This is a genomic window from Natrinema hispanicum (assembly GCF_900111485.1).
Lineage (GTDB): Archaea > Halobacteriota > Halobacteria > Halobacteriales > Natrialbaceae > Natrinema > Natrinema hispanicum_A.
The window spans coordinates 26,285-48,416 of record NZ_FOIC01000015.1 but is presented as its reverse complement, the minus strand read 5'-3'; the positions used below and the strand labels follow the sequence as shown (position 1 = coordinate 48,416).

Here is a 22,132-nt window from a genome sequence, read left to right as displayed (position 1 = left end):
TCACTCCTGGAACTCGAGTCGGCCAGCGCGCCATCCCTCGCGGAGGTGGGCCTTGCCACATTCGTTGCAGCGGTACTTGAGGTCGGTCTTCTTGGTTGGCTTCTCGCCACCGGGCACCTTCGAGAAGCGACCGGAGTTCCCGATCGACGCGCTGTTGCGCCGGGTACGGCGAGCGTCCCATTTCATACCCGAGGAGCGGCCGGTGCGGGACTTTTCGACTTCGTGTTCGTGGTGTTCGTTGCAGTGCGGGCAGTACGTATTGAATCGGCGTGGCATCTGCATGGTTATCTCACTTGCTGTGGCCTATGGCAGCGCTGTTTAAAAACCGTTTGATAGCCGCCGGGCCACCGCCCACTGGCGACGACGCGCTGGCCTGCCACGCTCGCTGTTGACTTGCAGACGAGGCTGCGCTCCGTCGTCCGGCTTGCGAGGCGACAGCAGCCTCCGAAGCGTTTAATCCGCTCTCCTGTGAAGCTGAAGGCATGAAGCAGCTCATCATCCACGGCGATCCCGGCATTCGAAATGGGGCGATCATCCGATACGGGGAGTCGGAAGTGGTCTGTTTTGGGATCAACAGAAACGGCGAGTACCACGGTCCCGACCGGGTCCAGCTCTGGTGTACCGTCGGCGAGGAAGACGAGTACGAGGACTACGAGCGGCGAAACTACATGCCACACTTCCTCGATGTCGACCATGTCGAGGCCGAGGATGTCGAAGTTATCCGGCCGAAAGCCGATCTCGCGATCTGATCGACATCGGTACACCCTCGTCCCGAGTCCTGTCCGCCCAGTCCGTCCATGACCAGCTTCCAGTGGCAATTCAGGCAGCGTGCTCGAGTTCGCAGATCTGTATTTTAATTGCTATTTTTACGCGGCGACCGGAAGATGGAAATCCGAGCCGTCGACAGTGACGGGTACGCTCGAGACCGAATACGACGATGAGTGATTCCCTGTCAGAGGCCGTCCGGATGCGGGTTCGCGCGCTGTGTTCGACGACGCGATTCGGGCAGTTCGTCGGCGTTGGTGCCGTCGGAGCGGCCGTCGACAATGTGGTTCTCGTGTTGTTAGTCGAGGTGACAGTTCTCGGTCCGGTCATCGCGAAAGTGCTCTCTTGGGAGCTCGGCATCGCGGTGATCTTTGCGATCAACGAACGATGGACGTTCTCTGACTACGGAAAGAGTGGCTTTCGACCCCTGGGGAAGCGATTCCTGCGTTCAAACGTGGTCCGATTCGGTGGGTTTCTCGTGACGCTGGCGGTACTAGCTGTTCTGGTTCGCCGGTTTGCGATCTGGTATGTGCTGGCGAACGTCGTCGGGATCGGCGTCGGCTTCTTCGTTAACTACACCTGTGAGAGCCTCTATACGTGGCAGGTCCATCAGGACTGACGGGAGAAACCCGCATACGGCACCCGAATCACAACCCTTAACTAGGCGACTCGGGTATGAACAGGTAGCGGGATGGGATAGCCAGGAGATTCCGGCGGGCTCATAACCCGCAGACCGGTAGTTCAAATCTACCTCCCGCTACTTTTGACGAATTCAACGACAAACGACGAGTGGAGCGAGGAGCGAGTCCAGAATTCGTCGAAATACGACGAGTAGATTTGAACTAGACGACGAGGGAGCGAAGCGACCGAAGTCGGCGTGGTTCAAATCTACCTCCCGCTATGTTTTGGCACAAACAAACTCGTGAGCGCCAACCATAGCACCGGTACAGTTTGAGCCAAGGGGCAGCTTCGTTGCAACCGTGCCGTCGAAACCACCACGTTAGCTGACAATTTCGATGACAGCAGTGTCAACGAGTCCATGAGCAGCAGCATCCGAACGCGTGAGGCCGACTGCGATCGTGTACCGACCGGGATCGACCGGCTGCCAGTCGTCTTCGCTGACCTGCATTCGCTGGTGCCACTGCCGCTGGAAGCGTTTGCGTTCACGCCGCGTGAACGAAAACGCGGCGGGCCGGTCGGGCACCGCTCGAGGCACCTGTGACGCCGATCGGAGTCCGTCGACGGTCCAGTACCAGTAGTTCGGCGAATCCGTCCGAATCCGGATCGGGATCGGAAGCCGGTTGCGAAACGTGATCGTGATCTCGACCGGCTCGCCGGGTTCGTACCGCCGTTTGTCCGTCGACACGCCGACGTCGATCGCCCGATAGCGCAGCGCCTGCGGCGTCACCACGTGGCTGAGTGTTGCCCAGTCGATCGTTCGCGTGCGCTCGTCGGTCGCGCGCTCGCGTGGGCGGGCGTCTCGAGTCATTTGTCGGTCGATCGGGTGCCGGACTCGGCGGCGTCGGTATCTCCTGTGAACCGGTCGTCGAATCGGTGACAGGCAATCGGATGGGATGCTGACCCCGGCGTTAGCACCGGTTCGGTCGTTTCACAGGGTGTCTCGAACGCCGACGCGAGTCGGGTCCGTGTGGCCTCGAGATTCCCGTCTGCGGCGGCCTCGAGCGCATCCGCGAGCGCATCGTCGGCGTCCGGGTCGGAGAGCTGCCGTGGGATGTCGTAGGCATCTCGGAGCGCAGCCGGATCGGCTGTGTGGTCGTCACCTCGCGGGAGCAGCGCCGCGAGTCCTGCGTCGGCGTCAGCGTCGCTCAGTCGGGTTCGCAGTGCCATCACGGCGCGGAACTCGTCGTCGCCGAGGTCGGACGCCGCGGGCGGGAGTACCCGCGGACAGCGCGTGTGGAACGGACAGCCCGGCGGGATGTCGGTCGGCGACGGGGCGGCACCCTCGAGAACGACCCGGTCGCCGTCCCAGCGGGGGTCGGGTTCGGGAATCGCAGACAGCAGTGCCTCGGTGTAGGGATGGGAGGGGGTGGCGAAGACCTCGGCGGTCGTCCCCGTTTCGACGAACCGACCCAGATACATCACGGCCACCCGGTCGGCGAGGTGCTCGACGACTGAGAGATCATGGGTGATCAGCAGATAGGAGAGTCCAAACTGGTCTTGCAAGTCGGCCAGCAGGTTGAGAATCCCGGCCTGAACCGAACCGTCGAGCGCGGACACCGGCTCGTCGCAGATGAGTACCTCGGGCTCGACGGCAAGCGCGCGGGCGATGCCGATCCGCTGGCGCTGCCCGCCGGAGAGTTCGTGTGGGTATCGGGTCGCATAATCGGCCTGCAGGCCGACCGTCTCGAGCAACTCCCAAACTCGTTCGTCGCGGCGCGCCGGCGGGACGACGTCGTGGACTGCGAGCGCTTCGCCAATGCTCTCGGCGACGGTCAACTGCGGATTCAGACTCGAGAGCGGGTCCTGGAAGACGTACTGGATCTCGCTTCGCAGCTCCCGAAGTGCACCTCGAGAGCACGCGGTGAGGTCGGTCCCACGGTAGGTGACCGAGCCGGCGGCGGGCTCGAGCAGTCCGACGAGCGTACGGCCGAGCGTGGTCTTGCCACAGCCGCTCTCGCCGACCAGGCCGACCGTCTCGCCGGCATGAAGCTCGAGATCGACGCCGTCGACTGCCCGAACGGTCTCGCCGCGCCCGAGCAGCCGATCGAGGATGCCGTCGGCAGTGGTGTAGTGTGTCGCGAGCCCTTCGGCGCACACCAGCGGCTCGTCGCCGTCGTCTGTCGTCATCGCGGTTCACCCTGCTGTTTCCGCTCGCGGCAGTCACTGTCCGCAGCATCTCGCACCTGCACCTCGTAGTCCAGCCCGGCCTCGAGGTCGCCGGTGTACTCGAGGCAGGCGGCGACGTGAGTCTCGGGATCGCCGTTGTCCGGACGACCTGACGCGGGATCGACAAGCGACGGGCGACGGCTGGCACAGCAGTCCTCCGCGTACGGACAGCGCGGATGGAACCGACAGCCTGTCGGCGGGTCGATGAGATCGGGGGCTGTCCCCGGAATCGTGGGCAGGCGCTCGCGGTCGTCGCCGAGCCGTGGCGTCGCGGCTAACAGCCCGACGGTGTAGGGGTGTTTCGGATCGTAGTAGAGGTCGTCGACCGGCGCGCGCTCGACGATCTCGCCGGCGTACTGGACCAGCACCCGATCGCACAGCTCCGCGACGACGCCGAGATCGTGAGTGACCAGCTGGATCGCCGTCTCCGATGTGGCTGCGAGCTCCGCGAGCAACTCGAGGATGCCGGCCTGGACCGTCACGTCGAGTCCGGTCGTCGGCTCGTCGCAGATGAGCACGGCGGGATCGCAGGCAAGTGCCATCGCGATGACGGCCCGCTGTTGCATCCCGCCGGAGAGCTCGTGAGGGTAGTCGGCGTATCGGGCAGCCGGGTTCGGAATCCCGACCCGATCGATGAGGGCGATCGTCCGGTCGCGGGCCTCGCTGTCGGTGACATCCTTGTGGGTGCGGATCGTCTCGGCGATCTGTTCGCCGACGGTGTAGACGGGGTTGAATACCGCGCCGGCGTCCTGAAAGACCATCGCGATCTCGTCGCCACGGATCGCCCGGAGGTCGTCGACCGATAACTCGAGGATGTCGTGTCCGCGAAACCGAATTTCACCGCCTACGATCTCACCTGCCCCGTCGAGCAGGCGGAGCACCGCGCGGCTGGCGGCGCTTTTCCCGGCCCCGCTCTCGCCGACGAGGCCGACCGTCTCGCCGGCGCGGATCTCGTAGCTGATGCCGTCGACTGCCCGGACCACGCCGTCGTCGGTGTAGTACTGGACGACCAGATCGTCGACCTCGAGCAGCGCCATCAGCGCATCCGCCTCCGGTCGTCGCGTCCGTCACGGTCGGGCTCGAGCGCGTCGTTGATCCCATCACCGACGAGGTTGATCGCCAGCACGAACAGGAAGATCGCGAGTCCAGGGAAGACAGTCACGTGCCAGTCGCCCCGGAGCAGCGAGCTGCGGCCCTGTGCGAGCATCGCGCCCCACTCGGCGCTGCCGGGCTCTAAGCCCAACCCGAGAAAGCCAAGCGCTGCTGCGGTGAGCACGACCGTCCCGACGTTGAGCGTTGCTTGCACGACAACAGGCGCGATGGCGTTCGGCACGACGTGTCGGCGGATGATCGTTCGGTCGGGGACGCCCAGCGCTCGCGCGGCAGTGACGTACTCGCGTTCGCGCACTGAGAGAACTTCGCCGCGGATCAGCCTGGCGTAGCCGACCCAGCCGGTGACGGCGAGTGCGACCACCACCGTCCAGTAGCCGCTCCCGAGGATCGGCACCGGCTCGAGGATCGGGACGATGGCGATCGCGAGCACCAGAAACGGGAAGGCATAGAGCACGTCGACGACCCGCATGATCGCCTCGTCGATCCAGCCGCCGAAATAGCCGGCGATCGCGCCCAGCTGGACGCCGACGCAGAGTGCCAGCGCGACGGCGACGAGACCGATGCTGAGCGTGTATCGGCCACCGACGAGTACCCGCGAGAACTGGTCGCGGCCCGCCCAGTCGGTCCCGAAGGGATGTGCCAGCGAGGGCGGGGCGTTCGGCGGCCCGACGAACATCGCAGTTGGATCGTCGGGAGCCAGCGAGAACGGCTGCAGCGTGATCGTCACCTCGGCCGTCGACACCGTAATCGGCCGGGCAAAGACCGCGAGCACTGCCATAACGATGATTACTGCCAGCCCGGCCATCGCCGACCGGTTCCGGCGGAACCGCCGCCACGCGTTCTCGAGACGACGTCCCGGCTGAGCGAAAGCCGACGCCGACGTCGACGCTGTCGTCGGATCGATGCCTGTGGCACCCCTCGAGGCGATGCTGGGGTCAGCCGTCGTACCAGCAGCGTCGGCAGTGTCGCTACTCGCGTCGCTGTCTCGCTTCTGTTCGGCGGCATCGTCGAAGCCGACGATACGAATGCGGCCGCGGTCGGTGGTGGGCTGTCGGTCGCTCATCTTAGTATCGAATGCGTGGATCGAGGATCGCGTAGATGATGTCGACGAGTAGGTTTGCAAGGACGATCGCGATGCCAATGACGAGGACGATCGCCTGAATAACGGGGTAATCCCGCCGAAGAATCGACCGTACCAGCAGCCGGCCCATACCCGGCCAGGAGAAGATCCCCTCGACGACGACGGCCCCGTCGACCAGGAACGCGAGCTGAAGGCCAGCGACGGTGACGACCGGCAGGAAGGCGTTTCGCAAGACGTGTTTCAGGATCACTGTCCGTTCCGGGAGCCCCCTCGCGCGCGCGGCTGTGACATACGGTGCGTCGAGCTCCCGTCGCATCGACGACCGGAGCAGGCGCATGACGAGCGCGGCTGCGGCCGTTCCCAGCGTGATCGTCGGTAACACGAGAAACTTCACGGTCGCGAGACTCACGAGCGGTGCGTCCGGTGGCAGAACCCGAAACCAGCCGAGCCGGACGCTGAAGACAAACAACAGGATGAGGCCGAGCCAGAAGTTCGGCGTCGCGATCCCGGCAAGCGCCGCGAGCCGCCCGACTTCGTCGGCCGGCTTGCCCGCGCTGACGGCGGTGACGATCCCTGCGGGAATCCCGATCGCAAGCGCGAGCAGCCACGCCGCCCCACCGAGTGCGAGCGTCGCCGGAAGCCGGCGGCCGATCGTCGCCGACACGTCGCGGCCAGTGACCGGCGACTCGCCGAACTCGAGGGTGATCGCATCACGCAGCCATAACAGGTACTGGTCCCATACCGGCTGGTCGAGGTGATATTCGGCTCGGATCGCCGCCTCGGTCTCAGCACTGACGTCTCGAAAGCCCACGATCGCGTCGACCGCATCACCCGGCAACAGGTGGACGAACGAGAACGTCAGTGCGGTGACGCCGACTAAGACCGGCACCGTGATCGCCAGCCGTCGACCCACGTATCGACCGAGCGACATCGGTATCAGTCCGAGCGAACGTACTCGTTTGCGATTGTTTTCTGAAACGATTCACCGGCGTAGTCCTCAAGCAGCGGTGAGATCGGTGTATACGCCACCTGTCCGATCCCGTGATAGACGGTCTCGAGGGTGCGCTCGCGCGGAACCAGCATGTTACAGCCGCGGCGAACCGACGGCTCGGAAAACGGGGGCAGATAGCAGGGGTACAGAATCATATCGAACCCACCACTGACACGCCGGCCGACGCCATAGTCGTCGTTCGCCTCGAAATCGCTGAGACTCGCCGACGGCAGGTTGTAACTGAAGTGGAGATCACCGCGCTCGAGGGCTGCCTGCCGGGACGATTGTTCGGTGATAATCTCGAGCGTGACGGTTTCGATCGGTGGGGTCGCGGGGACCGTCTCGTCGCCTGCAAACCAGTGGTCGTCGAACCGGCGCAGTCGCCAGTGGCTTCCAGACTCGTGCTCGACGAATCGATACGGGCCGGTCCCGATCGGTTTCGTTTGGAGATCGTGGTCGGCTTCCCCTTCGCCGTCGATCGCGGCCAGCGGGACGATCGAGACGTTGAACAGTGCTGTCTCGAACGGGCCGTACTCCCGCCAGCAGCTGATCTCGATCGTGTGATCGTCGATGACCGTACTGTTCTCGTACCAGTCGTAGACGTCGCTCTCCCGTGTCGTTCCCTCGTAGCGCTCGAGCGAGCGCTTGACGTGGGTGGCGGTAAGCGCTTCGCCGTTGTGAAACTGGACGCCCTTGCGGAGAGAGAAGCGATACGTCGTCGCGTCGAGTTGCTCCCAGTCGGTCGCGAGCATCGGCTGGACCTCGCCGTCGAAGTCGATGCCGACGAGTTGCTCGTAGACGAGCGCCGTCGCCTGACTCGAGACGACGCCGTTTATTTCGACGGGATCGGAGTTCGTGACGTCGCTGCCGAGGTCGCCGACGAACTCGGTTTCGTCCTCGAGTTCGGTGTAGACACCGGCCCAGGGGGCGTACACCGCGTAGTATGAGCCAGGTTGCAGCGGGTACGTCTGCCAGTCGTTGACGACATCGCCATTCCAGACGTGCGTGGCCTCGCGAAACCGGACAAACGATGCCGGCGAGTCCGCGACCAGTTCGTTTTGGAGGTTCCGATACGTCTCGACACGTTCGTCGGAGTCGGTTTCGGTGAGCCCAGCGTCGATGTACTCGTCGACGGTTTCGTTTTCGTAGTGGCCGACGTTGAGTCCGTTTGGCGTCCGGTTCTCCGAGTGAAAAAGCATGGTGACGTAGTTGCTGGGATCCCAGCCGCCGGTCCAGCTCGAAACGAAGATGGCGTTTTCTTCCGTGTCTGCCGCAGCAAGCATCGACTCGACGTGCGAGCCGAAATCCCGCGATTCGATTTCGACATCGAAAAAGCCGGTTTCGTCGAGTTCGCTCTGGAGGAGTTGTGCGAACCGGTTTCGCTCTTCGTCCTGCGTGATGGCGATCGTCGTTTCGAACGGCGGCTCGATGTCCGCTGCCGCGAACCCCTCCTCGATCAGTTCCGCGGCCGGACCGTCGGTCGTGGCGCTGTCGAAGCTGAGACAGCCTGCCAGTCCTGCACCCCCAAGGGCCCCCGCATGCGTCAGAAATGAACGCCGTCGCAGCCGAGTGCGTTCACCTGACCCGACACTATTCCCAGCCATACGCGTGAGATTCCGATTCTGCGACCATATTCCTTGTGTTGGGCCGACATGGACCGATTCGACAGCCGACAGCGAGCCCCGTCGCTACTCGTCGTCCGAACTACACAGCCACCGTTGACACCCAGCCTCTCGTCTGCGTTCGATTCAGTGGCGGGTGCTGGAACAGGCGTCGACGCTCGTTTACTGATCGCCTTCTTCGTCGACGATGACGACCTCACCATCGACGACATCGACGTTGATCAGCGTCTTGACGTCGTAGCCGGCGTCGTCGACCTTGTTTTCGCCGCCGACCTTCTTGATCACGGCGACCGTGTCGATGACCTCCGCACCGATATCGTCCAGTGCGGTGAGCACCGCCGCGAGCGTCCCGCCCGTCGAGAGCACGTCGTCGATGACGAGCACGCGCTCGCCCTCGCGGACGTCGTTGATGTACATCTCGTTCTCCGAGTAGCCGGTCTGCTGGGAGATCGCGACCTCGTCCTCGAGCCCGTACTTGCGCTTTCGGATCACGGTCAGCGGGATGTCGGTCATCAGCGAGACGGCCGTCGAGATGTGAATGCCCATCGCTGCGGGCGTGACGATCCGATCGACGTCCTCGAGTTCGGCCTTACGGATGATTCGGATGACGATCTCGCGCAACAGACCCGGCTCGAGTTTGGGGAGGCCGTCGCTGATCGGGTGGACGAAGTAGTGATAGCCGTTTTTCTCGATGATCGGCGCGTCGAGGAGGGACTGCTTGAGTTGATCCATGTCGTCGGTCGGGCGGTCGGAGAGTAAAAGTTGACGATCCGGCCGGGTGAGCGGCCAAGCGGCGGGATGTGTTTGCTGCCCACACGATCCCGAGTCCGGGGTGGTCGGGGTGTTCACCGCCAGCCGCCAGTCGTCACTCGCTGTAGCTGAGTTCCGGCGGCTGGTCGCCGTGTCCGAGACGCATGTTTCGCTCGTAGTAAATGTGTGCAACCGCTGTGAGCGTGAACATGCCTGCGATGACGGACAGCCAGGTCAGATCCGAGAACTGGCTCAGCGGATAGATCTCCAGCCAGAGCGACGCGGCCAGTGCACAACTGATCGCCCCCAGGGAGAGATACAGCTCCCGCCATGCGAACTCCCGGCCGGGGACGATCTCGAGATAGACGCTGATGTCTCGGGTTCGGTCGGTCGACTCGATGAGGCCCCGATCGGAGTCAAAGCGGAGAATGCCGCTCGAGTCCATTTTCGGGAGGTGGGTCTGCTGGAGCGTCGTGTAGACCCGCTTTCGCTGCTCGGGTGTGACTCCCTCGAGTGTCGTGTCGTACTCCCAGGCGGCGACCTGCTGGGCGAGATCGCCGAGTTCGACCGGTCGATCGTCCTGTTTGAGATACTGCACGACGTAGCGCCGTCGCTGGTTCCGAAGGACTTCGAAGACCTCGCCTTTCGAAAGCGGTTCGTCGGTTACGTCGTGTTCGTCACTGTCGGCCGTCGACGCGTCCTCAGTCTGTAGCTGTTGTGCCACCTCAGTCACCTCCCAGTGCCGGACCGACCCGGCCTTGCACTCCCCTTTGATCAGATCGAATACTCATTAGTTCGAACGAATGAAGTCCATCCATATAATTGTCTTGACGGGCTTGTCGAAAGCGGTGGTGTCACGAGGTCACGGACCAGCCACACGGCGAGTTACATTTGTTGTCCAATAGACATAACTTCCCTTCCGACCTTAGCTGGCCGTCGACCCGACGCCAAGCATCGCCGCGATCGAGTCGGCGATCTCGCCACCTAATCCAGCTTTCGTCCCCTCGTAGCGAGCGGCGTCATCCGCGTGGACCAACAGGGCACACGTCGTCTCCGATCCCATCACGCTCGCGTCGTTGGCGACGACAAAGGCGAGGCCGGCCCGCTCCAAGGTCTGTCTGGCCTGTTCGATCATCGCCCCCTCGTCGCCGGAGGTCTCGGTTTTGAAGCCGACGATCGGCAGCTCCGGATAGTCGGCGCGAATCTCGTCGATGAGTTTCGGCGTCGGCTCGAGCTCGAGGGTCAGCTCCTGCCCTGAACGCAACTTCCCGGCGCTCGCCTCGATGGTGTAGTCGCTGATGGCGGCCACCGAAACGAGTGTGTCGGCGTCGTCACAGGCCTCACGCGTGGCCGCGAGCATCTCCGCGGCGCTTTCGACCTGCTGGACTGTGGCGTAGGGCACGCCGGGACCATCGTGGACGAGCGTCACGTCCGCCCCGCGGACGTAGCAGGCCTGTGCGATGGCGCGGCCCATCTTCCCCGACGAGCGATTCGTGATGATTCGAACGGGATCGATCGACTCGCTTGTCGCCCCGCTGGTCATGACGACGTGCTTGCCTGCGAGCGGCCGGTCGCCGGCTGCGCGAGCGACATCGGAGACGATCGCCTCTTCGCTCGCGATCTTTGCTTTCCCCTCCTCGATCCGCGGGTCGACAAAGTCGACGCCCCACTCGGCGACGGTGTCGATCGCCTCGAGCACGCCGGGGTGGTCGTACATCGGTTCGTGCATCGCAGGGGCGATCACGACCGGCGTGTCGGCACCGAGTGCGGTCGTGGCACACGTTGTCACCGGCGTGTCGTCGACGGCCCCGGCGATCTTGCCGACGGTGTTGGCCGTCGCCGGTGCGATGAGAAAGACGTCGGCCCAGCCATCGTACCCACAGAGGTCGACGTGTTCGACGCTGCCCGTGATCTCCGTGACCACGTCGTTGTCGGTGGCGAACTCGACGGCCCAGGGGTGGATGATCCCCTGTGCACTGCCGGTCATCACCCCGCGAACTGTGGCACCCTGGCGTCGCAACTCGTGGGCCAGTTCGACCGTTTTGACGGCCGCGATCGACCCCGTCACCCCGAGCGCGACGTTGACTCCCTCGAGCATTCGTCTGCTATTCATTCTCGGGGTGTGTTAAGCGTAGCGAGGCGTCGCCGACTGCACCGGCACCTGTTCTACTCCTCGGTCACGAGATCGACCCGATCGGCGAGCCACTCGAGGGCTGCGTCGACGGTTGCGGGATCGGTGCCGGTCACCTTCAGCCGGTTTTGTCGCTCCGTCGCCGGATAACTACCGATCGTCACGTCGAACTGGTCGCGAACGTCGTCGATGGCCTCGGCCATCGTCCCCTCCGGCTGAGGGGTGTATGCGATCTGTGAGATCGTCTCGCCATCGAACTCCGCGGCGACCTGCTCGAACAACGCCCGCATCTCCGCGGGCACGCCCGGGAACGCGTAGACGGTCTCGAGCACGCAACCGGGGCAAAGGCCTTCCGGATTGTGCAGGGGGCGGCTCCCCGCGGGCAGCGCCGCCCACGCGTCGACATCGAAGTCGAGTTCCGCGGCCGTGACCGTCTCTGGGTCGAGGTCTCGGTAGTTCGCGACGGTCTCGATGACGTCCTGTCGGACGGCCTCGTCGACGACCAACTCGCGGTCGAACGCGTCCGCAAGCGCGTCGGCGGTGACGTCGTCGTGGGTGCCGCCGAGGCCACCGGTCACGATCACGGCGTCGACGTCGGTCGTCCACTCCCGAATCGTCGCCGCGATGCGGTCGCGATCGTCCGGGATCGTCAGGATTCGGTCGACGGTCGCGCCGCTGTCGGTCAGCCGGGCCGCGAGCCACTGTGCGTTCGTGTTCGCGATATCCCCGGCGAGTACTTCGTCGCCGACGGTGAGGATGGCGACCTCCATCGTCGGAGTCGATGCACGCATTCGGCAAAAGAATACGGTCGCGTCGCTTACTAGCTCAGTCCTGCTCGACGCTCGGGTGCATCGTCGGCACCTCGTCTAACGGTTCCGCGAAGGCCTCGAGCATGCGCGTTCGCGCCTGTCCGTCACGCGCGCGGCGCTCGTCGTCGTCGATTTCCTCACAGCCCGGTGGCACCTCGCGGCCGCGGCCAGTGAAGTAGCCCTCGGGGACGACCCAGTCGTGATAGAAGTTCGCGTCCGAGTCGTGGATCACGGCGAGGCCGACCTTTGCACCGTGGCCGGCCGCCACGATCGCCTGATGGGGTTCGTCCGCGAGTCGGCCCGCAGCATAGACGCCGTCGACGGCCGTCCGACCGGCGTCGTCGGTGTCGACGAAGTGTTTGCTCCCGCGTTGAATCCGGCCGACATCGAGTGGGACGAGGTAGTCGCTGTCCGACCACGAAGCCGCGATAACACGGCGGGTCTCGAGTGGCTCGCCGCCATCGGTCTCGAGGGCGAAGCCCGCCTCGAGATCGTCCTCATCGATCGGTTCGGCACGCGTCACACGCCCGAGTTCGAACTCTGCACCTGCGTTTCGGGCCTGCTCGCGGGTGAGTTGCAGATATCGGCGGGCATCAACGCCGTCCGGGAAGCCGGGGTAGTTCTCGAGGCTGGCGTTCCGCGCGAGGATCGATTCGCCCCCGTCGATGACGAGGGTATCCAGTCCTGCGCGAGCGGTGAAGATCGACGCGGCGAGGCCGGCAGTGCCGCCGCCGACGATACAGACGTCTCGCATGGCTCGCGCTTGTCGAGGCCGCGTATAGAAGATTGCCATGCTGGACGGCGCTCAGTACGCGACACACAGCTGTGCCAGTCCGTACGTTGTGGTTCGAAGGGGAGAAACCGCGTATCGTTACGTGAGTGAGATAACGAACCCTATACTGGTTACATTTAACCCGTAGAGCGTGGTTAGTAGTGTCATGGGTCACGCAACGGACAGCACGCCTCATTCGTTTCAGGCGCGAAAACGGACGGTAATCAAGACCCTGGGCTATCGGCTCCTGATGATCGCGATCACTGTCGCTGTCGCCTGGGTCGTCCTTGGAGACATACGGCCTGCTATCGACATCGGCCTCGTGGCTAACGTGGTCAAAACCGGGACGTACTACGCCTACGAACGCCTCTGGGATCACATCGCGTGGGGTCGTCTCGCGTGACCGAACTCGAGCACGGCACCTGCTGCCACGATCAGGTGGAGTGTGCAGCCTGCGTTCGGAACTCCTCATCGGAGCGATGGAGGTAGCCCTTGGCGAGTTGGGCTTCGGCTTGCCGAAGCCGATAGGAGACCGTCGATTGGGGCACGTCGAGGACGGCCGCGAGTTCGCTGATAGTGATCTCCCGTGGCGTCTCGTAGTAGCCGTGTTCGATGGCCGCCCGGAGCGTGGCTCGCTGTTCGCAGGGCATCGAGACAGTCGCCAGCGAATCGTAGTTTAACTGTTCGGCGTCGCCGAGGCGACCGATGGTAAATCGGACTCTGTCATCGAGATGGGTTTGGGCCTTTTCCGAGAATACGTCGACGTTCTCGTCCGATGGCATGAGCAGACGCCACTCGTGGCAGTTCCCGCGTCGCTGTGACTGAAAGACGAGCCCGAGGTCGAGGTGCCTGGCCGCGAGGGCTGCCACGGAGTTACAGGTGTGGAGCCGTTTGAGAAACGAGTAGAAGACGAGCGTTGTCGAGGAACGCTCGAGAACCTCGTGTTGTCGAACCGCGCCACAGTCCGTCTCGGTCATCTTTTCGGTCGGCGTGTCCGCCTCGAGTCTGAGGCGCTCGATCTGGTCGAGCGCCGTTTCGGGTCCCACGAACCGCTCGATACACCACAGCCGATCCCGTCGGACGCAACTGGCGATCGAGTCCGAGGACAGCGTTGGATATTCCATAAACGCGTCCATCACGGGATCGACCCCGTCCTGATACTCGAGCGCGAAAGTCAGTTCGCGCATGTGGTAATATACCATGGGTGTGGTTAAATATGTACTATTTATTTTAAGACGCGACTCGTCTTCTCCGTAAGGCTCGAGACGGGCTGAAAAATCGTTTCGATCGTTGTCTAGACCGCCGATCCCAGATGAGTGATCAAACGACGGTAACGTCCCCTGGCGATTATGACCGTGTCTCGAGGGGGGACTGCGATTGGCCTGTGCCAATTCAGATTATATGGGGGCCCGTGGCTTGCGATGGTCTGTACGATGATCGAACGACGCACGTTCCTTCGGACGGCTGTCACGGTCACGATTGGCATGGCTCTGTCAGGGTGTTCCAGTGGCGATACCGGTGAACAGAACGGCACAGACGACGAGAACGGCGGTGTCACCGACGTCGATGTTGGGCCAGAGGGACGCCTCCGGTTCGAGCCCGAAGCGGTCGAGATCGCGGTCGGCGATACCGTCAGCTGGACCGCATTGAGCGAGGGACACAACGTCACGAGCCATCCGGACGCGTCGCCGAAGTGTGAAAATCCGGAGGGTGCCGAGCCGTTTACGTCCTACGAGGGTGACGATCATTTCGCCATCATGGCCGTCGACGAAACCTTCGAACACGAGTTTACCGTCCCCGGCGAGTACGTCTACGTCTGTACGCCCCACGCTGGACAGGGGATGGTTGGGACGGTAACTGTCTCCGAGTAGGGTTGGTGTGGACCAGCCGATGTTTGATATTGTCTACCATGGACAACACATGGTATGTCACGTCAGCAATCGAGCGAGGGGAACGGGGCAGCGGACGGCTCGCGACGCGATCGGTTCGTCGAACGACGGCGGTTTCTGATGGCAACCGGGGCGCTGGCCGGTGTCGGTGTTCTTGCGGGCTGTGCAGAAAGCGGCGACGGCAATGGATCGAACGGCGGGGACGGCGGCGGAGATGGTGGCCCATCACTCGAGGAACGGTATCCGGGGCTACGAATCTTGTCGCCGGAGCCGGAGAACGCGGAGGCAGCGGCTAGAGCGACGTACGCGGATTACATCACGCCGCGTGAGGAACACTACATCCGGAATCATTACCCGACGCCTGACATCGAGGAGTCGGACTGGACCGTCTCACTGACCGGCCTCGTCGACGATGAGGCCGATCTGTCGATGGAGGAGATCAAACACTCCTTCAGCACCGAGTCGGTCACCCACACGATGCAGTGTGCCGGGAACGGCCGGTCGTACTTCGACCCGCAGGTCGGTGGCAACCAGTGGACGTTCGGTGCGGTCGGTAACACCGTCTGGACAGGGACGCCGGTATCGGAGATCCTAGAGTATTACGGAGCCGAGACGGGCGAGGGGTATTTCCTTACCGTGATGGGTGGCGAACACCCGGAAGGGGAAGACGTCTTCACCCGGTCGATCCCGATGGAGAAAGTGTTGGACGACACGTTACTGGCGTACAACATGAACGGGTCGCCGGTCTCACCCGACCACGGGTTCCCGGTCCGGCTGCTCGTTCCCGGCTGGTTCGGCTGCAACAACGTCAAATGGGTCAACCGGATGCACGTCATGGAGACGATGGTCATCGGCGACGAGTGGGAGGAGGAGGGTGCTCCCGAGGACGGGCAGCGCACCTATACCCACTGGCAGCAGTACTCCTACCGGGTCGTCCCCGAAGAAGACGACGGCGCGGAACACTACGAAGACATCCCGGTCTACGACACGCGCGAGCAGATGGAACAGACCGACGCGATCCGCAACGCCTACATGTACGATCAGGTCGAGAAGTCGCTCATCGGCTATCCAGGTGAGGGACAGACCATCTCGCCATCACCTGCCGGCACCATCGAGGTTATCGGCGTCGCGTGGGCCGGCGACGACGGCCTCGAGATGGTCGAAGTCTCGACCGACGGCGGCGACTCGTGGGGCGAAGCCGAGTTCTTCGGCCCGGTCGATGGCAACTCGGGCTGGCGGCAGTTCCGCTACGTCTGGGAAGACCCGTCGACGGGCGACCACACGCTCGCCTCGCGGGCGACCGACGACCGGGGCTACACGCAGCCGGCAACCATCTCCAACCCGGATGACCAACTCCGGAGCATCGCGGACGACCAGTATCCGTGGAACCAGAGCGGCTACGGCAACAACGCCTACATGCCCCACGCCGTCGACTGCACCGTCGAGGAGTCATGATCGAACCCGGCCACATCGCCATCGTCCATCTGACCGGTCGCCTCGTCGACGGCCCGGCAGCAGGAGAGGTGTTCGAGACGACCGATGTCGACGTCGCCCTCGAGGAGGGAATCTACCACGACACCCGCGATTTCAAACCCCTCGAGTTCCGCGTCGGCGAGGGCCACGTCCTCTCGGGACTCGACGAGGCCGTCCTGGAGATGGCCGACGGCGAGACGAAAACGGTCGTCCTCGAGCCCGAATCGGCCTACGGAACCGTTGATGAGAACGCCATCGTCACGATTCCCCGCGAGGAACTCGAGGCCCGTAGCGAGACGACGGCCGAGGTGGGTGAACTCGTCGAGAGCGAGACTGGCGAGATGGGATGGATCGTCGATGTCTCCGACGAGACGGTGACCATCGACTTCAATCACGAACTCGCTGGCGAACGAGTGGCGTTCGAGATCAAAATCTTGGAGACACACGCTACCGAGACCGATCATGACGTCGAGCCCGCCGGCAGCACCGGAGCGTCCTGATCGGTGGCCGGCCGTCGGAGTCGGGACGCCCTGATCAGTGTCGGCTCAGGGATCCAGTGTTGGGGGCGCTGCCTGTCGTCGCTGATATTGCCAGCCGACTGTTCATAGGTGCCGACCGCGTCTCGAGTACAATCGGTGTGTGAACCGTCTTGATCGACACAACTCGCGTTTTAGTGCCCAGCAATCCCCGAGTTACCGTGTGCCTTTTCGACGGACGCCGTGCAGAATGGGAATCATAACTTAGGAAGGTGTTAGCAGAACACAGGCTATGCTCGCCGTCGCTGCGTTCGTTCTCGTCCTTGCGGTCGGGCCGTTCTTCGGGTTTCGAGCGTACGCTCGGCGCGTCGAGGCGATGAACTCCCCGATCGAAGACCGCCTGCACCGTCTCAATCGCGTCCAGCAGGCAGCCGGATTCGGACTGCCGGCCCTCGCACTGCTTGGCGTGTACGCGTTCGGGCTGCTGGAGCGAGCGGCGGCCCCCGTCGAGACGGCAGGACCGGACCTGTTCGGCGTCGCCGTCCTCGAGTTCGCAGTCCACGTCCTGCTTACGTTTGCAATCGTCGCTGTCCCGCTGGTCTCGATGGCACTCGGCACGTATCCCACGGTCCGCACACTCCGAGAGACGACGGCATCGGCGTGGCGACGCGTCAGGCGGGTGCTCGCTGTGTTGACGATCGCCATCGCCATTGCGGTGGTCGGGATCGGCGGGTTCCTCGCACTTGGGTCGGCCGTCAGCGTGTCGCGGTTCGCCCTCGTCGTCACGCTCGGCATACTCGTCGTTGCCGGCTTCGGCCTCTCGCCGTATCTGCTCGTTCTCAGCCGGGAGTACGTCCCGCTGGAAGACCAGCGCCGCGAGCGCGTCGAGCGCCTCTGTGCAAACGCGGGCTACAGTCCCCAGGGGATCTCCCTACTCGAGGGCGAGTCGACCAAGACCGCGAACGCGCTCGTCGCGGGTTCGCTTCCCGGACGACAATACGTCTTCCTGACCGATCACCTGCTCACGGCGTGTGACGACGATGAGCTGCAGGCGATCCTCGCTCACGAGTTCGGCCACGTTGCGGGCCGTCACCTGTGGCAACGCGGGGCGCTTACCGGTGCTGTCATCGGCGTCTGGGCGCTCATCGCTCCGCAGTTCGGGAGCGGCTGGTTCGGGTCGACGTTCAGCGTTGTCGGCTTGCTCATGGGACTGTACGTCCTGTATCGCGTCGTCTTGCTTGGCGCACTCGCGCGCTGGCAGGAGTTTCAGGCGGACGCCTACGCGGCTCAGATGGCCGGCCGCGAGGCGACGATTGCCGCCCTCGAGACGCTGGCCGACGCAAACGACGTTCGACTCGAGGCAGGATTCCTCTACAGTCTTGCGACCCATCATCCGCCGATCGCAGACCGCATCGCTGCGCTCCGCAACGGCGTCGATGGAGACCGGTCACGAACGGCCTCGAGCGACTGAGACTCTCGTCTGTCAGGATGTGTGGCTCCCGAGTGGTCCTATAGAAATCCTTACGTTTGAACGCCTCCTACCATGGGTGTGGACAGGATTCTCCTCAGCACGCTCGCCCACCGGTCACCCGAGGAGGTGTTCCCGCACGTGCGCTCGTTCGCCGACTACCCGCGGTACACGGACCACCTGAAAGAAGTTCGAATCAACGGCAACGGCGACGCCGGCTCGGTCTATGACCTCACGCTCACGTGGTGGAAGCTCAGCTACACCGCCCGCTCGAAGGTGATCGACATCACCCCACCGGAATCGCTCGAGTGGCGGCTGGTCAACGACATCGACGCCCGCGGCGAGTGGCGCGTCGAACCGGAGCCGGAATCGGCACCGGCGGACGCTCCGACGGCGAGTCGGATCTACTTCGATGCCATCTATAACCCCCATTCGGCGAACACGAACGCGATCTCGCTGCCGCGGTTCGTCTCGTTAGATTGGGTCATCGACAAGGTCGAGCCCAAACTCCTCGCAGAGGCGGAAACCGTCGTCGAGCGACTGGTCACCGACATCGAGGGCCAGCGGCGTGACGTCGAGTTGACGGTCCACGAGATGCCCTGACCTTCTGTCGGTGACTGCTTGCCGACGGCTCGCCCGGCCGGTCGGTTCACGAGTCGAGTGCAGGGCCAACCGACTTACTGGCGGGACCCGATAGCGAGACCATGAGCCGGAGCCACGCCGTTTCGCGTCCGCGATCGTCGCGGGTGAGCCGCCGGTGCGCGTGATCGTCGTCGGTGCAGGGCAGGTCGGGTCGAACATCGCCGCTAGCCTCGAGCACGACCACCACGTCGTCGTCATCGACACGGACCCGAGCCGGATCGAGGCGATCACGTACTCCCACGACGTGTTGACCGTCCGGGGCGACGGCACCGCCATCGAGACGCTCGAGGAAGCCGGCATCGAGAACGCGGATCTGGTCATCGCAAGCACCGATATCGACGAGACGAACATCGTCATCTGCGGGGCGGCGAAGGCCGTCAGCGATCCGTTCACGATCGCGCGCGTCAAGCAGACGGGCCTGTTGCGGACCTGGGAGCGATCCGAGGGGGCGTTCGGCGTCGATTTCATGGTCGGGACGAACCTCCAGACCGCCCAATCGATCGTCCGGATCGCCGGCCTGCCCGGCGCACACGATGCTGAGACGTTCGCCGACGGGGTCGTTCAGATGGCCGAGTTCGAAGTAATGGCCGACAGTCCGCTCGCCGGCGAGACGGTGTCCGACGCCGACCGCTACGAATCGCTGACGTTCGCCGCACTCTTGCGTGGCGACAACATCATCATTCCGGCCGGTGAGACGGTTATCAGGGCCGACGATGCCATCGTCGTCATTGGCTCCGTGGAGAGTGTCCGTTCGTTTGCCGATTTCGTGACGCCACCCCCCTCGCTCGAGGATGTCCGCGAGATCGTCCTCGTCGGCGGTGGCGAGATCGCCGCACAGACGGCCAGACTCTTCGAAGCCGAGGGAATCGACACGCGACTCATCGAGCAGGATCCCGCGCGGGCACGGGAACTGGCAGAGAACCTGCCGGAGACGCTGGTCTTGCAAAGCGACGCGACCGACATCGACTTTCTCGTCCGTGAACACGTCGACGAGTCCGACCTCGTCGTCGCCGCCCTCGACAGCGACGAAAAGAACCTGCTGGTCTCGCTGCTCGCAAAGCGGGTCGGTGTCGAGCGAACCATCGGCGTCGTCGATGCCGGCGAATACATCGACCTCTTCGAGACGGTCGGGCTCGACGTCGGCGTCAACCCCCGGCTCGTCACTGCCGAGGAGATCACTCGCTTTACCCGCGCCCGACGAACCGAAAACGTCGCGATGCTCGAGTCAGACCGCGCCGAAGTCCTCGAGGTCGAGGTCGGTTCGGACAGCGTGCTCTTCGAGACACCGATCGAGGAGGCGATGGCTGCCCTTCCGGATGGAATCGTCATCGGTGCGATCACCCGCGATGGGGAGCTAATCACGCCACGCGGGGAGACCGTCATCGAGGGCGACGATCACGTGGTGGTCTTCGTCGATACGAGAGTAGTCGACGAAGCGACCGCCGCGCTATAGGTTGGCGTCGGCGACCCGCTCGCCGACGGCGAGGCCGTTTCGGAGCGCGGCGTGGATACGTCCCTCGCCGGCGACCCAGTCACCGAGACAGTACAGGCCCGCGCGCTCGGCGCGCGCGAGCGGCTCGCGGGGAACCTCCCCTTCCGGGAGCGCATACCGCCAGCCCTGGTGGTCCGTCCAGTCCGGGTCGCACAGGCGCTCGTCGCCGACGAGGTCGGCGGTTAGCGCCGCGAGTTCCGCCAGCGTCTCGGCCGGTGGCTCGTCGTAGTGGTCGACCGACCACTCGTGGGTTGCCTGAACGATCAGCAGCGACTCGCCGTCGGGAACGTGGCCGGGTTTGCATTCCTCGCGGCCAACCCAGCCCACCGCGTGGGCCTTGTCCGAATTCACGAGCGCGTAGTATGGTCTCTCGAGTTCGAACGGGTAGTGGAAGATCCCGGTCCAGACTGTCCGGTAGGGAACGGTATCGGCGGCCGACAGGAGGGCATCGCGGGCGTCGCTCTCCCAGTCAGCCGTCCGCAGCAGGTCAGCGGTCTGAGGGGCTGGCGGGTTCAACAGGAGGGCGTCGAAGGGGCCCCAACGGGTTCCAGAGTCGTCCTCGAGTTGCCACGCCTCGTCCGCAGTTCGGATAATCGTCTCGATGCGCGTCTTGCGGTGGACGGTCGCCTCGGTGCGTGCAAAGAGCCGCTTTGCGATCTGAGTCAACCCCTGTCTGTAGGTCCACTTGTGCTCGTCGCGGCCATCGCCTGGCGACACATCGCCCGTGTGGTCGAACGTCCACACGGGATCGGTTACGTCGACCAGCCCCTCAGTGTCGAGCGTCTCCGTCAGTAACTCGACGACGCGCTCGTCGTCGGATTTGACGTAGTTTGCGCCGTAGTCGTAGACGATGTCGTCGCGGCGTCTGGTCGCGGCCCGGCCACAGAGCCCGCCGGATTTTTCGAAGACCGTCACGGTCACGTCGTCGCGTGATTGCTCGAGCGTATACGTCGCGGCTGCTGCACCGACGCCAGCCCCGACGATCCCAACATGTGTCATGGACGCAGTTTGGGCCTGACCCTACAGGAGACTGTTGGCCGACTCTGTTAGGGTTCGGTGGCGAGTCATCACCGAAGCAAATTGTTTAGCCACCGGTATGGTCGCGGGAGTCGGAGATACCGTTTCTGTTGGGCCTGTATCCAGCCGATCGTTGTCAGGCACCCGGCAGCAAGCGGTGCGATCGACGTGGTGCCCGAAAGCAGGACACTGCTCCCGAGGATCGCCACAGCCGTCGTGAACCCGGCAAGGGTATATAATCGCGTGTATGCAACGTCGGTTCCGTTCTGCCATGCGCGGCCGAACAGGGTCGCACCAGCACCGAACAGAGCCGTGAGGAACACTGTATGCAGCCAGTAGCCGACGTTTGGGACGATGTCGGTGAAGGCAAGTGAGACGGACGGAGTGGCCGCCACGGTCCAGTACAGCGAGTGTGTCGGAGTGGTAATCGCGAGCGTGATGTCGATCCCGGCAAGCAGGGCAACGACGCGATAGACCAGCCGCCGCCGATCGAGAAGCGGTGTGCTACTCGCCGTACTGGCAAACAGCAGCCAGCCCAGGCCGGCTAGAACAGCACCCAACGTCGCGATGCTGAAGAAAAACCCTTTCACGATCGGTCGTGGATCGAGCGCCTGTGCGGCGAACAGCCCGTTCCAAACCGCGACGCCCATGAGAAACAGGATATACGACAGGCCGTTATCGCGGTCGCGGTACGCGATCCCGGTCGCAAGGTACGGATAGGTCGTGAGGACGATGAGACCGGCCCCTGCAATGAGCAATACGGATAGCAATTGGCCGGAATCCATACACCCAGT

The 22,132-nt window shown here is 63.8% G+C and carries 24 protein-coding genes and 1 tRNA gene; 10 read left to right on the top strand and 15 right to left on the bottom strand.

The annotated features are described in order from the left end of the window. Complete coding sequence (locus BSG09_RS13540) at positions 1-282, bottom strand: 50S ribosomal protein L44e (protein ID WP_092933981.1); 282 nt, start codon at positions 280-282, stop codon at positions 1-3. 200 nt (positions 283-482) lie between these two features. Between BSG09_RS13540 and BSG09_RS13535 the strand changes: the two genes are divergently transcribed. From BSG09_RS13535 to BSG09_RS13525, 3 genes are all read left to right on the top strand, one after another. Then, positions 483-749 (top strand): HAH_0734 family protein, encoded by a 267-nt coding sequence (locus BSG09_RS13535; RefSeq protein WP_092933979.1) that lies wholly within the window; start codon positions 483-485, stop codon positions 747-749. Between the two features lie 188 nt (positions 750-937). Further along, entirely contained in the window at positions 938-1,384 is a 447-nt protein-coding gene (locus tag BSG09_RS13530) for a GtrA family protein (RefSeq protein WP_092933977.1), read from the top strand. A 66-nt stretch (positions 1,385-1,450) separates the two neighbouring features. Further along, positions 1,451-1,525 (top strand) — tRNA-Met (locus BSG09_RS13525). A gap of 240 nt (positions 1,526-1,765) precedes the next feature. On the opposite strand, the gene BSG09_RS13520 is transcribed toward BSG09_RS13525, so the two are convergent. The 11 genes from BSG09_RS13520 to BSG09_RS13470 form a co-directional block, all read right to left on the bottom strand. Next, positions 1,766-2,254, bottom strand: coding sequence for a hypothetical protein (locus BSG09_RS13520; protein ID WP_092933975.1), 489 nt, complete (start codon positions 2,252-2,254; stop codon positions 1,766-1,768). After that, positions 2,251-3,573 (bottom strand): ABC transporter ATP-binding protein, encoded by a 1,323-nt coding sequence (locus BSG09_RS13515; protein ID WP_092933973.1) that lies wholly within the window; start codon positions 3,571-3,573, stop codon positions 2,251-2,253. Before BSG09_RS13515 ends, BSG09_RS13520 begins: the two co-directional genes overlap by 4 nt. After that, a complete protein-coding gene (locus tag BSG09_RS13510; RefSeq protein WP_092933971.1) occupies positions 3,570-4,649 on the bottom strand; it encodes an ABC transporter ATP-binding protein in 1,080 nt (359 codons plus the stop codon). The genes BSG09_RS13515 and BSG09_RS13510 overlap by 4 nt, the downstream gene beginning before the upstream one ends. Continuing rightward, the gene (locus BSG09_RS13505) at positions 4,649-5,788 is read right to left on the bottom strand and encodes an ABC transporter permease (RefSeq protein ID WP_092933969.1); all 1,140 of its coding nucleotides are present in this window, start codon (positions 5,786-5,788) and stop codon (positions 4,649-4,651) included. Before BSG09_RS13505 ends, BSG09_RS13510 begins: the two co-directional genes overlap by 1 nt. A gap of 1 nt (position 5,789) precedes the next feature. After that, positions 5,790-6,737, bottom strand: coding sequence for an ABC transporter permease (locus BSG09_RS13500; RefSeq protein ID WP_092933967.1), 948 nt, complete (start codon positions 6,735-6,737; stop codon positions 5,790-5,792). A gap of 5 nt (positions 6,738-6,742) precedes the next feature. Further along, positions 6,743-8,401: an ABC transporter substrate-binding protein gene (locus tag BSG09_RS13495; protein ID WP_175542207.1), complete on the bottom strand. Its 1,659-nt coding sequence runs from the start codon at positions 8,399-8,401 to the stop codon at positions 6,743-6,745. A gap of 180 nt (positions 8,402-8,581) precedes the next feature. After that, the gene (hpt, locus tag BSG09_RS13490; protein ID WP_092933965.1) at positions 8,582-9,151 is read right to left on the bottom strand and encodes a hypoxanthine/guanine phosphoribosyltransferase; all 570 of its coding nucleotides are present in this window, start codon (positions 9,149-9,151) and stop codon (positions 8,582-8,584) included. A gap of 133 nt (positions 9,152-9,284) precedes the next feature. Beyond that, positions 9,285-9,902 carry a DUF7344 domain-containing protein gene (locus BSG09_RS13485; protein WP_092933963.1) on the bottom strand — a complete coding sequence of 206 codons (618 nt, stop codon included), beginning with the start codon at positions 9,900-9,902 and terminating at the stop codon, positions 9,285-9,287. Positions 9,903-10,094: 192 nt separating this feature from the next. Then, positions 10,095-11,267, bottom strand: a complete 1,173-nt coding sequence (gene coaBC, locus BSG09_RS13480) for a bifunctional phosphopantothenoylcysteine decarboxylase/phosphopantothenate--cysteine ligase CoaBC (protein ID WP_092933961.1) — start codon at positions 11,265-11,267, stop codon at positions 10,095-10,097. 68 nt (positions 11,268-11,335) lie between these two features. Then, on the bottom strand, positions 11,336-12,070 hold the full coding sequence (locus BSG09_RS13475) for a competence/damage-inducible protein A (RefSeq protein WP_092934061.1): 735 nt from the start codon (positions 12,068-12,070) through the stop codon (positions 11,336-11,338). 55 nt (positions 12,071-12,125) lie between these two features. Beyond that, positions 12,126-12,863 (bottom strand): NAD(P)/FAD-dependent oxidoreductase, encoded by a 738-nt coding sequence (locus BSG09_RS13470; RefSeq protein ID WP_092933959.1) that lies wholly within the window; start codon positions 12,861-12,863, stop codon positions 12,126-12,128. 184 nt (positions 12,864-13,047) lie between these two features. On the opposite strand from BSG09_RS13470, the gene BSG09_RS13465 reads away from it, so the two are divergent. Beyond that, complete coding sequence (locus tag BSG09_RS13465; RefSeq protein WP_092933957.1) at positions 13,048-13,284, top strand: DUF2061 domain-containing protein; 237 nt, start codon at positions 13,048-13,050, stop codon at positions 13,282-13,284. Positions 13,285-13,315: 31 nt separating this feature from the next. Here the strand turns inward: BSG09_RS13465 and BSG09_RS13460 are convergent, their stop codons facing one another. Further along, positions 13,316-14,068: a helix-turn-helix domain-containing protein gene (locus tag BSG09_RS13460; RefSeq protein ID WP_092933955.1), complete on the bottom strand. Its 753-nt coding sequence runs from the start codon at positions 14,066-14,068 to the stop codon at positions 13,316-13,318. A 246-nt stretch (positions 14,069-14,314) separates the two neighbouring features. Here BSG09_RS13460 and BSG09_RS13455 point away from each other — a divergent pair, with 246 nt between their 5' ends. The 6 genes from BSG09_RS13455 (at position 14,315) to trkA (ending at position 20,282) form a co-directional block, all read left to right on the top strand. Next, complete coding sequence (locus BSG09_RS13455; protein WP_175542206.1) at positions 14,315-14,752, top strand: plastocyanin/azurin family copper-binding protein; 438 nt, start codon at positions 14,315-14,317, stop codon at positions 14,750-14,752. 54 nt (positions 14,753-14,806) lie between these two features. Further along, positions 14,807-16,225 (top strand): sulfite oxidase, encoded by a 1,419-nt coding sequence (locus BSG09_RS13450; RefSeq protein WP_092933953.1) that lies wholly within the window; start codon positions 14,807-14,809, stop codon positions 16,223-16,225. Continuing rightward, on the top strand, positions 16,222-16,743 hold the full coding sequence (locus BSG09_RS13445) for an FKBP-type peptidyl-prolyl cis-trans isomerase (RefSeq protein WP_092933951.1): 522 nt from the start codon (positions 16,222-16,224) through the stop codon (positions 16,741-16,743). Before BSG09_RS13450 ends, BSG09_RS13445 begins: the two co-directional genes overlap by 4 nt. A 268-nt stretch (positions 16,744-17,011) precedes the next feature. Further along, a complete protein-coding gene (locus BSG09_RS13440) occupies positions 17,012-18,190 on the top strand; it encodes a M48 family metalloprotease (RefSeq protein ID WP_092933949.1) in 1,179 nt (392 codons plus the stop codon). Positions 18,191-18,268: 78 nt separating this feature from the next. Further along, positions 18,269-18,790, top strand: a complete 522-nt coding sequence (locus tag BSG09_RS13435; protein ID WP_092934057.1) for an SRPBCC family protein — start codon at positions 18,269-18,271, stop codon at positions 18,788-18,790. A gap of 154 nt (positions 18,791-18,944) precedes the next feature. Next, on the top strand, positions 18,945-20,282 hold the full coding sequence (gene trkA, locus BSG09_RS13430) for a Trk system potassium transporter TrkA (RefSeq protein ID WP_092933947.1): 1,338 nt from the start codon (positions 18,945-18,947) through the stop codon (positions 20,280-20,282). Here trkA and BSG09_RS13425 read toward each other — a convergent pair. After that, a complete protein-coding gene (locus tag BSG09_RS13425) occupies positions 20,277-21,320 on the bottom strand; it encodes an NAD(P)/FAD-dependent oxidoreductase (RefSeq protein WP_092933945.1) in 1,044 nt (347 codons plus the stop codon). The two genes, trkA and BSG09_RS13425, sit on opposite strands and share 6 nt — an antisense overlap. Before the next feature lie 68 nt (positions 21,321-21,388). Beyond that, positions 21,389-22,123 carry a histidine kinase N-terminal 7TM domain-containing protein gene (locus BSG09_RS13420; RefSeq protein WP_092933943.1) on the bottom strand — a complete coding sequence of 245 codons (735 nt, stop codon included), beginning with the start codon at positions 22,121-22,123 and terminating at the stop codon, positions 21,389-21,391. Positions 22,124-22,132: the final 9 nt, after the last annotated feature.

Bases quoted from the DNA above. Each gene is read 5' to 3' on its own strand.
- BSG09_RS13540 (WP_092933981.1), bottom strand. From the start codon at position 282: ATGCAGATGCCACGCCGATTCAATACGTACTGCCCGCACTGCAACGAA.
- BSG09_RS13535 (WP_092933979.1), top strand. From the start codon at position 483: ATGAAGCAGCTCATCATCCACGGCGATCCCGGCATTCGAAATGGGGCG.
- BSG09_RS13530 (WP_092933977.1), top strand. From the start codon at position 938: ATGAGTGATTCCCTGTCAGAGGCCGTCCGGATGCGGGTTCGCGCGCTG.
- BSG09_RS13520 (WP_092933975.1), bottom strand. From the start codon at position 2,254: ATGACTCGAGACGCCCGCCCACGCGAGCGCGCGACCGACGAGCGCACG.
- BSG09_RS13515 (WP_092933973.1), bottom strand. From the start codon at position 3,573: ATGACGACAGACGACGGCGACGAGCCGCTGGTGTGCGCCGAAGGGCTC.
- BSG09_RS13510 (WP_092933971.1), bottom strand. From the start codon at position 4,649: ATGGCGCTGCTCGAGGTCGACGATCTGGTCGTCCAGTACTACACCGAC.
- BSG09_RS13505 (WP_092933969.1), bottom strand. From the start codon at position 5,788: ATGAGCGACCGACAGCCCACCACCGACCGCGGCCGCATTCGTATCGTC.
- BSG09_RS13500 (WP_092933967.1), bottom strand. From the start codon at position 6,737: ATGTCGCTCGGTCGATACGTGGGTCGACGGCTGGCGATCACGGTGCCG.
- BSG09_RS13495 (WP_175542207.1), bottom strand. From the start codon at position 8,401: ATGGCTGGGAATAGTGTCGGGTCAGGTGAACGCACTCGGCTGCGACGG.
- hpt (WP_092933965.1), bottom strand. From the start codon at position 9,151: ATGGATCAACTCAAGCAGTCCCTCCTCGACGCGCCGATCATCGAGAAA.
- coaBC (WP_092933961.1), bottom strand. From the start codon at position 11,267: ATGCTCGAGGGAGTCAACGTCGCGCTCGGGGTGACGGGGTCGATCGCG.
- BSG09_RS13475 (WP_092934061.1), bottom strand. From the start codon at position 12,070: ATGGAGGTCGCCATCCTCACCGTCGGCGACGAAGTACTCGCCGGGGAT.
- BSG09_RS13470 (WP_092933959.1), bottom strand. From the start codon at position 12,863: ATGCGAGACGTCTGTATCGTCGGCGGCGGCACTGCCGGCCTCGCCGCG.
- BSG09_RS13465 (WP_092933957.1), top strand. From the start codon at position 13,048: ATGGGTCACGCAACGGACAGCACGCCTCATTCGTTTCAGGCGCGAAAA.
- BSG09_RS13460 (WP_092933955.1), bottom strand. From the start codon at position 14,068: ATGCGCGAACTGACTTTCGCGCTCGAGTATCAGGACGGGGTCGATCCC.
- BSG09_RS13455 (WP_175542206.1), top strand. From the start codon at position 14,315: ATGATCGAACGACGCACGTTCCTTCGGACGGCTGTCACGGTCACGATT.
- BSG09_RS13450 (WP_092933953.1), top strand. From the start codon at position 14,807: ATGTCACGTCAGCAATCGAGCGAGGGGAACGGGGCAGCGGACGGCTCG.
- BSG09_RS13445 (WP_092933951.1), top strand. From the start codon at position 16,222: ATGATCGAACCCGGCCACATCGCCATCGTCCATCTGACCGGTCGCCTC.
- BSG09_RS13440 (WP_092933949.1), top strand. From the start codon at position 17,012: ATGCTCGCCGTCGCTGCGTTCGTTCTCGTCCTTGCGGTCGGGCCGTTC.
- BSG09_RS13425 (WP_092933945.1), bottom strand. From the start codon at position 21,320: ATGACACATGTTGGGATCGTCGGGGCTGGCGTCGGTGCAGCAGCCGCG.
- BSG09_RS13420 (WP_092933943.1), bottom strand. From the start codon at position 22,123: ATGGATTCCGGCCAATTGCTATCCGTATTGCTCATTGCAGGGGCCGGT.